Origin of the sequence: Pseudomonas sp. RC4D1 (assembly GCF_018390395.1) — a bacterium.
Lineage (GTDB): Bacteria > Pseudomonadota > Gammaproteobacteria > Pseudomonadales > Pseudomonadaceae > Aquipseudomonas > Aquipseudomonas danubii.
The window spans coordinates 671,982-686,061 of sequence record NZ_JAHBAW010000003.1 but is presented as its reverse complement, the minus strand read 5'-3'; the positions used below and the strand labels follow the sequence as shown (position 1 = coordinate 686,061).

The following is a 14,080-nucleotide window of genomic DNA, read 5'->3' as shown; positions in this document are numbered from 1 at the left end:
CAGGCTAGCGCAAATGGCCCTCAGAGCCACCAGCGCAGAAAGAAAAAGAACCCCATGCTCAGCAACATGCTGACCAGGGTGTTGCGGGTGTAGATCACCAGCGCAATGGCCACCAGGGAGCTCAGCAGGTAGGGATTGTCCCAGTGCAGGTTCAACTGGTGATCGGGCATGAACACGATCGGCCCGCAGATGGCGGTGAGCATGCCCGGCACCGCAAAGCCGAGGAACTGCCGGGCATTGCTGCTCAGGCGCAGCGGCAGGCGCGGTTCGAGAAACACATAGCGATTGAGAAAGACCAACAGGCCCATGCCGAAGATGACTGCCCAGACCATCATGCTTGCCCCCGATACAGTTTGTTGCAGACAAAACCCGCGGCCATCCCCGCCAGGCCCGACAACACCAGCGCCGAGCCCCACTGCCAGTAACTGAACAGCACCGAGCAGAACAGCGACACTGCGACACAGACCACGGTGGGCACATTGCGCACCAGCGGCGTGATCAGGGCGATGAAGGTGGCGGCGATGGAAAAGTCCAGGCCCAGGTGCTCCAGGCCCGGAATGCTCTTGCCCAGCACGATGCCCAGCAGGGTGAACAGGTTCCAGGCCACATAAAAGGTCAGGCCCACGCCCAGGGCGTACCAGCGGTCGAACTGCTGCTTGTCGTGGGCGCTGGTCAAGGCGAACAGCTCATCGGTGAGCAGAAAGCCCAGGCCCACCCGCCAGCGCCCGGGCAAGGGCGAGATCACCGAGCGCAGGCTCATGCCATAGAGCAAGTGCTGGGAGGTGAGCAGCAAGGTGGTCAGCAGGATCGAGAAGATCCCTGCCCCGCCCTTGAGCATGCCGATGGCCACCAGTTGCGCGGCGCCGGCAAAGACGATGCTCGACAGCCCCTGGCCCTGCAGCGGCGTGAGATTGGCTTCGATGGCCATGGAACCGGCCAGCAGCCCCCAAGGCGCGGTGGCCAGGGACAGCGGCACGATGGCGATGGCGCCGCGGATAAAGGCGGCACGAGGTAAGAGAACGCTGGACATGACACCCTGCACACAGATAACGGACGCTGACTGTGCCATCTGCCGACGCCCCCTGGCTTGAACAATCTTGCGCAATTGCCCCACCCCCGTAGGAGCCGGCTCCTACACGACAGCAGAACCTACCTGTAGGAGCTGGCTTGCCAGCGAAGGCGTCTCCAAGACCAGCACAAGACGTGCGGGCCTCTTCGCCGGCAAGCCGGCTCCTCGATGAAATACGGGGGCAGAAACGACAACGCCCCTCACGAAGGAGGGGCGCTGGCTGACGCTAGACGCGGATTACAGCTGGATCAGGTTGCTGATCTTCACGTCCGGATCGACGTCGGCTTCGTAGTCGACCCCTTCGATCTCGAAACCGAACAGGCGCAGGAACTCTTGCTTGTAACCGACGAAATCGGTCATCTCGTAGAGGTTCTCGCTGGTCACCTGGTCCCACAGTTGCTTGACCCGGTCCTGGACCTGCGGTTGCAGCTCCTTGTAGTCGGCACGCAGGCGGCCTTCCTGGTCGATCACCGGCTCGCTGTTGTACAGGCTGTCCTTGTACAGGCCGTAGACCTGCTCGATGCAACCTTCGTGGCTGCCCTGCTCTTTCATCACCTTGAACAGCAGCGACAGGTACAGCGGCATGATCGGGATCGCCGAGCTGGCCTGGGTGACCACGGCCTTGAGCACCGACACCCGAGCGTCGCCGCCCAGCTCGGCCAGTTGCTGGCGCATGCCGATGACTTTCTGGTCCAGGTCCTTCTTGGCTTCGCCAATGGAGCCGTTCCAGTAGATGTCGTGGGTCAGCTTCTCGCCCAGGTAGGTGAAGGCGGTGGTTTTCGCGCCTTCGGCCAGCACACCGGCTTCGTGCAACGCGTCGATCCACATCTGCCAGTCTTCGCCGCCCATCACTGCCACGGTGCCGTCGATCTCTTCCTGGGTCGCCGGCTGCAGGGTGGTTTCCTTGACGATTTCCTTGTCGGTGTCGACACCGCGCAGGGTCACGGACTTGCCCAGGGGCTTGAGGGTCGAGCTCAGCACTTCACCGGTCTTGGGGTGGGTGCGGCGCGGCGCCGCCAGGCTGTAGACCACCAGGTCGATCTTGCCCAGGTCGCGCTTGATGGTTTCGATGGTTTCGGCCTTGACCGCGTCGGAGAAGGCGTCGCCGTTGATGCTCTTGGCGTACAGGCCCTTTTCTTCGGCGAACTTGTGGAACGCCGCGGTGTTGTACCAGCCGGCAGTGCCCAGTTTGCCGTCAACGCTGCCGCGCTCGAAGAACACCCCCAGGGTGTTGGCGCCGCAACCGAAGGCCGCGGTGATCCGCGCGGCCAGGCCGTAACCGGTGGATGCGCCGAGGACCAGCACGTTCTTAGGCCCTGCGTCGATGGCGCCCTGCTGGGTGACGTAATCGATCTGCTGCTTGACGTTGGCTTCGCAACCCACTGGATGGGTCGTCACACAGATAAAGCCGCGAACGCGGGGTTTGATGACCATTTACAATCTCCCAATTTCAATGTGCCAGGCGCCGGTAACGGCGGCGGCAGTGTCACTTGCTAAGGTCGTAGACGCTCACAATGGCTTCGCGTCACCAACTGATGGAATTTGTCCGGCAGGCCAAGGCTTGGCGCCCCTGTGCCGGCACCCTCGGGGCGATATCCAGGCGGCCCGGGCCGAGACTCTAGCAGCTGCACCGGCCGGCTTCAGCATCCACCCGGCGAAATTTCTGCCGCCACGTTCATCAACAGATGATGAAGTCCGGCCCGCCTGTGCTTCAGGGCATCATGTCCAGCGGCAGTTGCTGGCCCTGGCTGCGCGCCTCGTACCAGCGCTGTACCACGTCCGGCAGGCGCTGCTTCCACTCAGGCTCGGTGGTGTAGTAGTGCACCCGCACTTCATCGGTAGGGCCCACCACTGCCAGCAGCGCGACCCACAACTCGCCCTTGGCACCGCGCACGAAAATCGCCGCATTGGTATTAGCCAACCCTTGCAGCCACATATCGGTGACCTCGGCGCCCTTGAGCTCAGCCGAGGTGTCCTGGGAGAACACTGAGCCGCTGTCGAGCAGGGTCTGGTAATCCTTTTGCAGCAGCTTGCGGGCGCGCAGATCTTCTTCCTCGGTACGCACCAGGGCGGTGGAGAGCAAATCGTACTGGTGCTCCAGGATTTGCCGGGAGGCCACATAGAGCCCGTCGTAATACACCCCCGAACCGGCGCCGCAGGCATAAGAGTCGCCCTCCTGGGTCACCTGCAACAGGCCGTTGCGCGGGGTCAAGCGCAGCTGGCAGCCCTCGACGCTGTAGCGGGCTTCACCGTCCTTGAGCTGCAGCTTGCCCGCCAGCGCACCGGAATTGGCGCCGCCCATGGCCGACAGGTCGAAGCTCAGACGATCTTCGCCGCTGCGCCGGATCACCAGCTCACCGCCGTAGAACGGGCTGACCGAGACCCGCTGCCAGGTGCCCTGCCAGTTGAACGCAATATTCACATAGCGCAGCACCATCAGCCGGCTCAGGTATTGGCTGCGCAGACAGCCCAGGTCGGCCTGACACTGGTCGCGCTGCTTGAGCCATTCACGCTGCCCCAGGCGCAGCGCCTTGGGGTCCTTGGCCTCGGCCAGGGTCGCCGTCCAGGCCTTGCCCAGCTGGCTGTCCAGCCCGGCGGTATAGGGGTCGGCGCAGATGGCCTTCTCACTGGCACTGGCGGCCTTGGCGCAGTCGAAGCTGCTGGCCTGGGTCGCGGTGGCACAGGCCAGGACAGCGAGCAGCAAGCCACTGGCCCGCAGTGGACGTACAAGGGAGGCGGACATGGTTCGATTCCATTCAAAAAGGGCTTTGCAAGAATACCTGCGTCGACTTCTTACTCACGCAGCATTCATGAAAAAAATCCCTCTGCCCCCTCCTTCCCGGCCTCATGCCCCCATGCAAGCACTGTGACATCACCGACACTTGCAACAGCGCTGCGTTGCCCGATAATCAGCCACCGACTTGAGCCTCGCCCCATGGACTGGAGAACACAATGGCGTCCCCCCCGAACCCCCCAGGCCCGAACGGACCGTCGCCACTGCACTTCATCGAAAACGGCCCGTGGAAAGAGGCCCTGTTCACCACCTATGCCCTGAGCCTGACCTACTTCGAAAGCTACGTGCTGCCTCGACTGCGCAAAGCCGGCTGTGAAAAAGTCACCCTGCTGGTGGATATCCAGGGTTACCGCGCCTCGATGATGGAATTGCGGGCGCGGCATGTAGGCAAGGACTACGCCTTGATTCCGGTCCGGGTCAAAGACGGCATTTTCCACCCGAAGATCACCTACCTGCGCGGCGAAGATCAGGACCTGCTGATGGTCGGTAGCGGCAACCTGACCTTTGGCGGCCACGGCGGCAATGTCGAGGTACTGGAAGTCCTCAGCGCCGGGGAGCAGCCGGGGGCTTTCGCCGACTTCGCCGACTTCCTGGAAAATCTCTGCACCCGGCCGCACCTGCAGATCGCCGACGACAGCGCCCTCTTGCCCTTCATTCAACGGGCCCGGGCCCTCAGCCAGCAGTTTCATGATCAGGCGCCACCGCAGCCGGTGGAACTGCTGCATTCCCTGGACACCGCCATCACCGAGCAATTGATCGAGCGCGCCGCAGGCCGGCGCTGGCACAGCCTGCTGCTGCTTTCGCCCTTCCACAGCCGTGATGGACAGTCCCTGGGCCATCTGCTCAAGACCTTGAGCATCCCTCGGCTCACCGTGGGGGTTCCAGGCAACGGCGTCTGCTCCTTTCCCCTGGAGCAGACCAGGGACTGGCCAGTCGAGATCGACTGGGTGACGCCCAAGGTCGAACACAACCAGCGACGGCTGCACGCCAAGTGGCTGGAGTTGCGCGGCGCCGGCAGCTGGACCCTGACCGGCAGCGTGAATGCCACCCGGACCTCCATGGACAGCACCGACAACGTGGAAGTGGCGGTGCTGCGCAAGCTCGACAGCGCCACGGACGAGTGCTGGGAGCCCGTCGAAGCACCGCGCTATGAAGCGGACGCCTTCGAGCGCCAGGACCAGGAGGCGACCCTGTGCGTCTATGCACGCCTCAACGAAGAACAGCAGCTGGAAGGCCGGCTGATCGGTCAGCAAGCGCTGGCCGGAGAATGGCTGGCGATCCTGGAGTGCGCCGAAGAAGTCCTCGAAACGGCGCCACTGCAACTGACCGCGCAAGGCGGCTTCGTCTGGCCGCTACAGCGGCCCCTGGACTCCAGACTGGACGAGGGGCTGCAACTTCGCTTGGAGCGCGCGACACAAAGTGCCCGAGGCTGGGTCTGCATTGACGCCTACCTGAGCATGCCCCTGCCGATTCGCAGCCTGTGCGGGGCTCTGGGCCGACTGCTGGGGGGCAACCAAGCCCAGGGCGACCTGCAGATCCTGCTCAACTGCCTGGTGCTGCACGCGCAACAACTGCCCGAAGAGCCCGATGCTCCGCTGCGCACTGAGCCCGCCACGACGCCCGTCAACCCGCCAGGCGGCACCGAGCCGCCTGCGCTACAGCCGCCCCAGCGCCCTCGCCACTGGCTGCCGAGCGTGGCCAAAGCCGCTACCGGCCGCGACGGCAGTTGGGCGTTGCTCCAGGCCATCGCAGGCTTGCTGCACCACGCCAACCCCGGGCAAGGACCCGTGGGGCACGGTGATGCGGCACCTATCATCGAGCTGGACGATGGTCGAGAAGACGGCGACTTCGATCCGGCGTCGGACCACAACCTCGAATCGCTGCCCTCTCCCAACCTGATCAACGAGTTCAACCAGCCCCTGCAGAGTCTGGTCAACCTCAAGGGCCTGAGCAGCCGCAAGAAAGCCCAGCTGCTGTATGTCTGGTGCCATGTCGCCCTGGACTTCTATCTGCGTCGCCTGCACCTGCCGGCCAATGCCCGGGATTTTGCCCAGCGCTGGCTCAACTGCGTCGACCATGCCCAACTGGCCGCCGAAGATCGCCCACTGGTGGACGAAGCGGTCTACGGCCTGGCCGCCACCCTGGCGCTGCCGGGCAGGCTGGCCTCTCGCACAACCCTGGGGACGCTGGACGCCACCACCCTGCATGAGTACCTGGAACGCTACGGCCAGGGGCCCGTGGACTTCGTCCAGGCCCGGCACCTGGCGCAACGCTGGTTCAACCAGGAACCTGCGCAACGGCTGGTGGACCACGGGGTGGCCGAGGCCCTGGAAGCCCTGGACGCGGTGCAACACACCAGCACCTTGCGGGCGTTGCTCAGCAGCTACATCGAAGATCGTCAACAGGCCCGCCAGCAACGCCTGCCGGCGGATCGTTTCACTGCGCAAGAGATCACCGCGCTGCAACACATCCACTCCCCCAACAGCTCCCGGCCGGGTTACTACCGGGTCAACCACCGCACCATCCGCAGTTGTCCCAACACCCGCCAGTGCTACGCCCCGGTGGAGCGCGAAGCCCTTGCTCGCCTGAAACAACGCCGCATCAACCAATGCCAGTATTGCCAGGCCCTGATGGTGTCACTCGAACCATGAACCCATTGCCACAACGTGCCTTTTTCGTCTCCCCGTCCGTGCGTGAGAGCGGCGGCGTGGATTACCTCGGACTGCGACAGGCCAACCTGGAACTGATGGACCAGTTCATGCCCGGGATCAACAACGGTACCCAATGGATTCGCCCGTATTCGGTGATGTGCTGGGCGGTGTGGATCTTCAATCAGCACAACCAGACCTACTCGGGCGAACTGCCCGCGGGTCAGCGCTTCCAACGCTTCAGGGAAAAGATCGAGGTGCTGTTCGGCTGGAGCCATCAGTTGGTCGGTGACGGTGCCTACATGGCCGGCAATCGCCAGTACAGCCCGCCCGGCAAAGGCCCTTTCCCCCTGGACTTCAAGGCCTGGCATCGCGGCCCCAGCTGGTTCGATGCGGTGCAGTACGGCCCCTCGTTCAAGCCTGACACCGGCCTGGGCCTGGCCTGGCCGCAACCCGACGGCACCTACGGCGTCACCGAAGCGGGTGAAGCACTGGCCCGGGCCCTGGATAAAGGTTTGCGTACGCTGGCGCTCTATCCGTGGCTGATCTGCGTCGAAGACCTGCAGGGCAGTGTCGAGCAGGCCGGCGCCGTGCATATGAAGTGGGGGCGCAATTGGCCAACCCGCCAGGAAGCGCAGATTTTTCGCGACGAGTTCTACCCACCTGCGGGAACGGCGAAAAACCCCAGGGCCAGCCACCGCGAATGTTCCATCAACCTGATCCGCGCCACGTTGCAGGTGCTGGGCAGCGAAACCAGCCTGCCGGTGCTGCGCCGGGCCATGGCGCTGCTGCCCCTGTCCGACTTCCCGGCCGAGCAGGTGGCCGGACTGGCCCCGACCCAGGCACTGTGGCGAGTCCTGCAATTGCGCCAGGCCCAGCGCCTGGCCTTTGAAAGCCTGTTCGGCTGGATGGAACTGCATATCGCCCAGGGCCTGCACAGCAGTGAGGCACTGCGCGACCGACTGCTGTCCCTGGACTGCATCCCACTGCGGGCCGAGAGTTCGGTGCAAGCGGTCCTGGAACACTACCGGGCCTTGTCCCCGCAGGCCGCGAACTTGCTGGAGGCGGGGCTGCAAGTGGCCGAGCTGGATCTGTTCGAGCGCATCGACCATCTGCAGGAATACATCGACAACCACGACGAGCAAGCCGCCGGCGAGGCCTTGCAGTTGCTGTTTCTGGTGGCGGCCATCACCCAGGACCTCAGCGCCTGCCCCCGGCACAGCGCCTATCTGGACCAGGGGGGCCAGGCGCGGCTGTCATTGCAGTACTGGGCTCGCTCACTGCAGCGCAAACAACAGATCAGCCTGTCGGAACTGGTCCTCAACCTGATCGAGAACAACCTGCTGAGCCAGCACTTCGGCATCGCCGCCATGCGCATGACCGAGGCCAAGCCAAGGCTGCGCATCAGCCTCGAGGACCAAGGCCTGGTTTCCCTGCTGTCCGGTACCGACAAGGCCTGGCAACCCAGACTGACCGAAGACCGGCTGTATTCAACCCTGGCCTTGATGACGGAAAGCCGGCTGCTGCAGTGTCGTCAGTGTGACGAGACCAACACCCGGCTCTATCAGCGTGCCGACCCATGACGCCGTATTTTTTCTGGCGACGCCTCGTGAGGGCTCGTACTAAGCTTTGCTCTTCTGTCTATTCAAGGAACACGATGAACTGGGTACTGGGGACCATGCTGTCGCTGTTGAGTCTCACCGCTCACGCTGGCGAGTTGCGCATGCTGACCGACAACCACCCGCCGCTGCACTTCCAGCAGGGCGAGCACATGACGGGCTTCGCTGTGGAGGTGGTGCAAGCCCTGGCGCAACGCACCGGTGATCCGGTGCAGGTCCAGCAACGGCCAATGTTGCGCGCCTTGCGCGATGCCAGCGAGGCCGAAGACACCGCGGTGTTTACCATTTTGCGCACGGCCGAGCGCGAGTCGCGCTATCAGTGGGTGGGGCCGCTGATGCAGACCGAAACCGCGCTGTACGCCCGCACTGGCGACCACAGCGCGGTCACCGACCTGCACCAGACCCGCGGGCAGATTGCCGTACCGCGCAAGTGGCTGGTCTACCGCTACCTCAAGCAACAGGGGCTGGACAATCTGTGGGGGGTGGACAGCCCGCAGGTCATGATTCGCCTGCTGCAACTGGGACGGGTGCAATACCTGGTGGCCGACACCATGAGCGTCAGCACCTTTGCCGCCGAAGAAGGCATGCCCTTCGATCAGTTGAGCTACCAGATGCCGCTGATGCGCCAGGACGCCTACATCGCCTTTTCCCCCAAGGTCGACGCCGCCCGGGTCGCCCGCTGGCAGCGGGCCCTGGAGGCGATGAAACGCGATGGCAGCCTGCAACGGCTCAAACAGCGCTGGCATATCGACCGCACTGCCTGCTCAAGCAACTGCTGACGACGGCCTCAAGATAGAATTTGCTGACTCGTGAACGGCAGTAAATCTCGTCCGCGGCGGCGAGTTTCGCTACTATGACGAGCCCATTTCTGTCTTTGCCGACCCGCCAATCCGGAGCCCCAATGCCCAGTCCCAAGGACCTCGCCACTGACAGCAACGCCCCGATGATTCCGGAACAGCGCCGCGAGCAGATCCTGCGCCAGTTGCGCAAGCATCAGGTACTCAGCGTGCATCAGTTGATGGAGATGTTCGACTGCTCGCACATGACGGTGCGCCGGGATATCGCCCTGCTGGAACAGGAAGGCCGCGCCCATTCGGTGACCGGTGGCGTGCGCATCGCCAGTCAGTTGCACAGTGAGCCCAGCCATCAATCCAAGGCCGTGGTGGAACTGCCGCAAAAGCAGGCCATGGCCAAGCTCGCGGCGGGCCTGTTGCATGCGGACATGACGGTGTACCTGGATGCCGGCACCAGCACCCTGGAGATCGTGCCCTACATCAAGGCGCTGTCGGGCATGACCGTGATCACCAACGATTTCGGCGTAGTCCAGGCGTTGCTCGACGCGCCCCAAGTGACAGTGATCCACACCGGTGGGCAGTTGGACCATTCCAACCATTCCTGCGTTGGCGGGCTGGCAGTGGCGACCCTGCGCCAGGTGGTCACGGACGTGGCCTTTATCTCCACCAGTTCCTGGGACCTGCGCCGGGGCCTCACCACGCCCTCGGCGTTGAAGGTCGAGGTCAAGCAGGTGGCAATGCAATCGGCGACCCAGGTGGTGCTGGTGGCCAGCAGCTCCAAGTACGGCACCTTCGGCATGTACAAGATCGCCGACCTGGAGCAGTTCGACATCATCATCAGCGACGCGGCCCTGGCCCCCGCAGCGGCGGACGGCATTCGCAAGCACGGGGTGGAATTGCTGCTGCCGGCACCATCCTGAGGCCAGCGATAGCCCCCAACACCTGCAATCCGTGGCCAGGGAACGTGCTCCCGCTCATCTGCGCAGCTGACGCAATGCCTGATGCCCCTCAATCCCCGAAAGGTCGCGCCGTCCAGGTTTGGGGCGGCTGCGCCACCCAGCATCAGCACGCTGCCTCGCCACAAAGAGTGAACAGCCCTCCCTAGGCTTTGTACGAAAAGCCTTGATACTCGGTGAAGCTGCGTGGAAAACGGTCTCGCGCGCGAGTCCGATCGGAAGGCTCATTTACACCCCGTAAAGTCGAACGCGACCCCGGCCGTTCCTCGACCGTTTTCGCCTTGCCTGACCTTCGTCTCAACACTGTTCGGACAGAGCCTAGTGGGCTCTCTCAGTGTCGGCCATGAACTGCCCCAGCTCACGAGCATAGAACCGGGCCATGCCGGTGGTGCCGTGCCCGCGAGTTTCGGCGCTGGCGGGAATCAACAGCAGGCGAGCATCTTTCACTTGCTTGAGCGCCGCTTGCAGGGTGCCGGTTTCCGGTGGATTGCGCTCATCGTCCGCGGCGTTGATCACCAACACCGGCGCCTGGATCTTGCTTAACCCCGGCGCGGCGTTGTAGTCCGCCGAAGACTGCCACTGGTAGATGAAGTCGTTGGCATCGGCGGTCTGTGGCGCCTTGAGGCGTTCATCCACCAACTGGTCGGCCTGGGCCCGGGTCGGCGCCAGGGCCTGATAGGCCAGGGTGCCGCCGCTGGTGCCAGTGGCGAACAACGCATTGGCCAGACGCAGAGATGGCGGTTGGACCCGGTAATTGCCGTTGTCCCAGGCCGGGTCCTGCTTGATCGACTCCACCAGCAGCCGGCGCATCATCCAGTTGCGCGAGGACATTTCCCCGGGCTGGGAGGCCATGGGCACCAGGGCGTCCATCATCTGCGGCCATTGCTGGCCCCAGAGCCAGGTCTGCATGCCGCCCATGGAGTTGCCGATGATCAGGCGCAGGTGCTTGACCCCCAGCCCCTCGGTGACCAACCGGTACTGGGCCTGGACCATGTCGTCGTAGTTGTACTGGGGAAACCGCGCGCGCAGGCCATCGGAAGGCTTGCTCGACTGGCCGACGCCAATGCCATCGGTGGCAATGATGTAGTACTTGCTCGCGTCCAGAGGCTGCCCCGGGCCGAACAGCTCGCCACCAAAATCCTTGCTCAGCAGGTCGCTGGCCGGCCGGTAGGTGCCGTGCAGGTAGAGGATCGCCGGGTGCTTGGGGTTGCCCAGGGTGATGTAGTGCAGTTTCAGGTTGGCGAGCTGTTCGCCGTTGTGGAAAGTGAACTGCGGGGCGACCCAATCGCCCTCGGTGGCCGGCGGCAAGCTCGCGGCCGCGGCCAGGGACATACCACCCAGGGACAAAATCAGGCCGAGCGCGGCCCGGCAGGCAAGACGCTGCATGGAAAAACTCCTGTGTTTATCGCTACGAATCATCGCAAGCCGTTCGTGGCCTTCGTACCCTCTGTAGCCGCTGCCGCAGGCTGCGCAAGGCACCGCAGGGGCCTCGGCGGTCGGGGAATCGCTGCGAGCCTGCGGCTCGTTCGCAGCCTTCGGCAGCGGCTACATAAAGCGATGCGCGAAGGCCCGCAGGGGCCTCGGCGGCCGGGGAATCGCTGCGAGCCTGCGGCTCGTTCGCAGCCTTCGGCAGCGGCTACATAAAGCGATGCGCGAAGGCACCGCAGGGGCCTCGGCGGTCGGGGAATCGCTGCGAGCCTGCGGCTCGTTCGCAGCCTTCGGCAGCGGCTACATAAAGCGATGCCCGCAGGGCCTTGCGCGACGTTCCCCAGATACCTTTTCCTGCGCAACCTGCAGTAGCGGCTACACCGCCGAGCCTTGGCGCGCCTGCCAGTCGCGCAGCCATTGCAGGCCGGCGGAGGTGTCGCCGCGGGGGCGGTATTCGCAACCGACCCAGCCGTCATAGCCAAGCTCGTCCAGCAGTTGGAACAGGTAGGGATAGTTCAGCTCGCCAAGGTCCGGCTCGTGACGATCCGGCACCCCGGCGATCTGGATATGGCCGATGCCCGCCAGGTCCCGACGCAGCTTCACCGCCAGGTCGCCTTCGACGATCTGGCAGTGGTAGCAGTCGAACTGCACCTTGAGGTTGGCCGCACCGACTTCCTTGCAGATGGCCTGGGCCTGGTCCTGGCGATTGAGGAAGAACCCCGGCATGTCACGGGTGTTGATCGGCTCCAGCAGCACGGTGACTCCGACCTTGGCCGCCTGGGCCGTGGCATGGGCCAGGTTCTCCAGGTACACCGCGTGATGGCGGGCCCGGTCCTGTTCCGACGGCAGCAGACCGGCCATCACGTGAATCCGTGAATTGCCCAGCACCGCGGCGTACTCCAGGGCCTTGTCGAAGCCCTGGCGGAACTCTTGCTCGCGTCCGGGCAGGGAGACGATGCCCCGCTCCCCCGCCGCCCAGTCACCGGGCGGCGCATTGAACAGCGCCTGCTGCAGGCCGTGGTCGTCCAGGTGCTGCTTGAGCACCTGGGGGCTGTAGTCGTAGGGAAACAGGTACTCCACGGCCGTGAAGCCGTCTGCCGCTGCGGCGGCGAAACGTTCAAGAAAGGCATGTTCCGGGTAGAGCATGCTGAGGTTGGCAGCAAAACGAGGCATGGGAACTCCTGGGACAAAGGGTCAGACAAACGGCCAGATCAGCAGGGTAATACAGAACCCCAAGGTGCCGAGCAAAGTGGTAATCACGGTCCAGGTACGCAGGCCATCGGCGACGTTGAGCCCGGCCAGCTTGGTGAAGATCCAGTACCCGGCGTCATTGATGTGGGACATGGCCAGCCCGCCACCGCCCATGGCCAGGCACAGCAGGGCCATGTGGTTGGGGCTCAGGTCGAGGGTGGCGATCAGCGGCGCGATGATGCCCGCCGTGGTCACCAGGGCCACGGTGGTGGAGCCTTGCACGGCACGCAGCAGCATGGTCAGCAAAAAGCCCAGGGCCAGGACCGGCAGGCCGGTGGTGCGCAGCATGTCGGAGACCACGGCACCGATCCCGGTGTCCACCAGGACCTTGCCGAACACCCCGCCGGCACCGGCGATCAGGATCACCATGGCCACCCCGGGCAAGGCCGAACCGATCACGTCGGAGACCTGGCTGCGGCTCCAGCCGCGGCGCGAACCCAGCAGCCAGGCACACAGCAAGGTGTCCAGCAGCAGCGCCACCAGCGGTGCCCCCAGTACGGTCAACACGCCGCGCAGGGTGGATTCCAGAGGCAGCAAGGACGTGGCCAGGGTGCCCAGCAGGATCAACACGATAGGCAGCAGGATCAGGCTGACGATCAGGCCGAAACCCGGTGGCGGCGCCGGTGGCAGTTTCGCCGCCAGAGTGCCGGTGGATTCCTCCAGGCCCATGTGGGCCACGGCCGCCAGTGCTTGCGGGCTGGCCGATTGCTCGGCACCACTGTTCCAGGCCGCCAGGTCTTCGTTGGTGACGTGGGGACCGTAGACTTCAGCACGGATATCGTCGGTCATCGGGTAGTTGCGTCGAGTCATGCGCCCGGCCACGCGGTAGCCGACGTAGCACAGCAGCGCGGTCAGCGGCAGGCCGAACATCAGCACCCGACCCAGGTCCGCGCCCAGTTGGCTGGCCGCCGCCACCGCGCCCGGATGGGGCGGCAGGAAGGCATGCACGGTGAGCAAGGCGGCACACATCGGCAAGGCGAACACCAGCAGCGGCTTGCGCGCACTGCGGGCCACGCCGTAGGCCAGGGGCATGAGGATGATCACCCCGACCTCGAAAAACACCGGCACGCCGATGATGAAGCCGGCGATGGTCAGGGCCAGGGGCGTGCGGCGGTTGCCGAAGCGCTCGATCAGGGTCTTGGCCAAGGCCTCGGCACCGCCGGACAGTTCGATGATGCGGCCGATCATGGCGCCCAGGGCAATGATGATGGCGATGTGGCCAAGGGTCTTGCCCATGCCGCCTTCGATGGTGGCCACCAGCTCCGCCGGTTTCACCCCGGCCACCAGGGCCACCAGGATGCTCACCAGCATCAGCGCGACAAAGGGCTGGAACTTGTACTTGAGCACCAGAAACAGCAACAGGGCGATGCCGGCCCCGGCAGTGATCATCAGAATCAGCGGGCTCATTGGGCAAGCCCTCCACCCAGTGGTTGGCAGGTGTTGCAGGTGACGCTGGAACCCGTAAAGCCAATGCAGTCATTCATCTCGGGAAGTCCTGTTGTTATTGTTTTTTACCGGCAA

11 protein-coding genes are annotated in these 14,080 nt (G+C 64.4%); 4 read left to right on the top strand and 7 right to left on the bottom strand.

The features are described from left to right. Nucleotides 1–20 precede the first annotated feature (20 nt). The 4 genes from KHO49_RS28140 to KHO49_RS28125 all read right to left on the bottom strand — a co-directional run bounded on the left by KHO49_RS28140 (nt 21) and on the right by KHO49_RS28125 (nt 3,812). Nucleotides 21–332, bottom strand: coding sequence for an AzlD domain-containing protein (locus KHO49_RS28140; protein ID WP_162884178.1), 312 nt, complete (start codon nt 330–332; stop codon nt 21–23). Then, entirely contained in the window at nt 332–1,030 is a 699-nt protein-coding gene (locus KHO49_RS28135; RefSeq protein WP_110595543.1) for an AzlC family ABC transporter permease, read from the bottom strand. The genes KHO49_RS28140 and KHO49_RS28135 overlap by 1 nt, the downstream gene beginning before the upstream one ends. Nucleotides 1,031–1,306: 276 nt before the next feature. After that, on the bottom strand, nt 1,307–2,503 hold the full coding sequence (fabV, locus tag KHO49_RS28130; RefSeq protein WP_102879659.1) for an enoyl-ACP reductase FabV: 1,197 nt from the start codon (nt 2,501–2,503) through the stop codon (nt 1,307–1,309). A gap of 277 nt (nt 2,504–2,780) precedes the next feature. After that, entirely contained in the window at nt 2,781–3,812 is a 1,032-nt protein-coding gene (locus KHO49_RS28125) for a lysozyme inhibitor LprI family protein (RefSeq protein ID WP_110651534.1), read from the bottom strand. A 209-nt stretch (nt 3,813–4,021) separates the two neighbouring features. On the opposite strand from KHO49_RS28125, the gene KHO49_RS28120 reads away from it, so the two are divergent. From KHO49_RS28120 to KHO49_RS28105, 4 genes are all read left to right on the top strand, one after another. Next, complete coding sequence (locus KHO49_RS28120) at nt 4,022–6,514, top strand: phospholipase D family protein (RefSeq protein WP_110651533.1); 2,493 nt, start codon at nt 4,022–4,024, stop codon at nt 6,512–6,514. Continuing rightward, nucleotides 6,511–8,094: a hypothetical protein gene (locus KHO49_RS28115; RefSeq protein WP_213666263.1), complete on the top strand. Its 1,584-nt coding sequence runs from the start codon at nt 6,511–6,513 to the stop codon at nt 8,092–8,094. Before KHO49_RS28120 ends, KHO49_RS28115 begins: the two co-directional genes overlap by 4 nt. 74 nt (nt 8,095–8,168) lie before the next feature. Continuing rightward, entirely contained in the window at nt 8,169–8,909 is a 741-nt protein-coding gene (locus tag KHO49_RS28110) for a substrate-binding periplasmic protein (protein WP_110651531.1), read from the top strand. Between the two features lie 122 nt (nt 8,910–9,031). Continuing rightward, nucleotides 9,032–9,844 (top strand): DeoR/GlpR family DNA-binding transcription regulator, encoded by an 813-nt coding sequence (locus tag KHO49_RS28105; protein WP_102879661.1) that lies wholly within the window; start codon nt 9,032–9,034, stop codon nt 9,842–9,844. Between the two features lie 354 nt (nt 9,845–10,198). Here KHO49_RS28105 and KHO49_RS28100 read toward each other — a convergent pair whose 3' ends face one another. From KHO49_RS28100 to KHO49_RS28090, 3 genes are all read right to left on the bottom strand, one after another. After that, entirely contained in the window at nt 10,199–11,266 is a 1,068-nt protein-coding gene (locus KHO49_RS28100) for an alpha/beta fold hydrolase (protein ID WP_102879662.1), read from the bottom strand. A gap of 417 nt (nt 11,267–11,683) precedes the next feature. Next, entirely contained in the window at nt 11,684–12,481 is a 798-nt protein-coding gene (gene otnI, locus KHO49_RS28095; RefSeq protein ID WP_213666262.1) for a 2-oxo-tetronate isomerase, read from the bottom strand. 21 nt (nt 12,482–12,502) lie between these two features. Further along, entirely contained in the window at nt 12,503–13,966 is a 1,464-nt protein-coding gene (locus KHO49_RS28090) for a GntT/GntP/DsdX family permease (protein WP_213666261.1), read from the bottom strand. Nucleotides 13,967–14,080 lie beyond the last annotated feature (114 nt).

What these genes read in the sequence shown, in the direction of transcription:
- KHO49_RS28140 (WP_162884178.1), bottom strand. Translation starts at nt 332, where the DNA reads ATGGTCTGGGCAGTCATCTTCGGCATGGGCCTGTTGGTCTTTCTCAAT.
- KHO49_RS28135 (WP_110595543.1), bottom strand. Translation starts at nt 1,030, where the DNA reads ATGTCCAGCGTTCTCTTACCTCGTGCCGCCTTTATCCGCGGCGCCATC.
- fabV (WP_102879659.1), bottom strand. Translation starts at nt 2,503, where the DNA reads ATGGTCATCAAACCCCGCGTTCGCGGCTTTATCTGTGTGACGACCCAT.
- KHO49_RS28125 (WP_110651534.1), bottom strand. Translation starts at nt 3,812, where the DNA reads ATGTCCGCCTCCCTTGTACGTCCACTGCGGGCCAGTGGCTTGCTGCTC.
- KHO49_RS28120 (WP_110651533.1), top strand. Translation starts at nt 4,022, where the DNA reads ATGGCGTCCCCCCCGAACCCCCCAGGCCCGAACGGACCGTCGCCACTG.
- KHO49_RS28115 (WP_213666263.1), top strand. Translation starts at nt 6,511, where the DNA reads ATGAACCCATTGCCACAACGTGCCTTTTTCGTCTCCCCGTCCGTGCGT.
- KHO49_RS28110 (WP_110651531.1), top strand. Translation starts at nt 8,169, where the DNA reads ATGAACTGGGTACTGGGGACCATGCTGTCGCTGTTGAGTCTCACCGCT.
- KHO49_RS28105 (WP_102879661.1), top strand. Translation starts at nt 9,032, where the DNA reads ATGCCCAGTCCCAAGGACCTCGCCACTGACAGCAACGCCCCGATGATT.
- KHO49_RS28100 (WP_102879662.1), bottom strand. Translation starts at nt 11,266, where the DNA reads ATGCAGCGTCTTGCCTGCCGGGCCGCGCTCGGCCTGATTTTGTCCCTG.
- otnI (WP_213666262.1), bottom strand. Translation starts at nt 12,481, where the DNA reads ATGCCTCGTTTTGCTGCCAACCTCAGCATGCTCTACCCGGAACATGCC.
- KHO49_RS28090 (WP_213666261.1), bottom strand. Translation starts at nt 13,966, where the DNA reads ATGAGCCCGCTGATTCTGATGATCACTGCCGGGGCCGGCATCGCCCTG.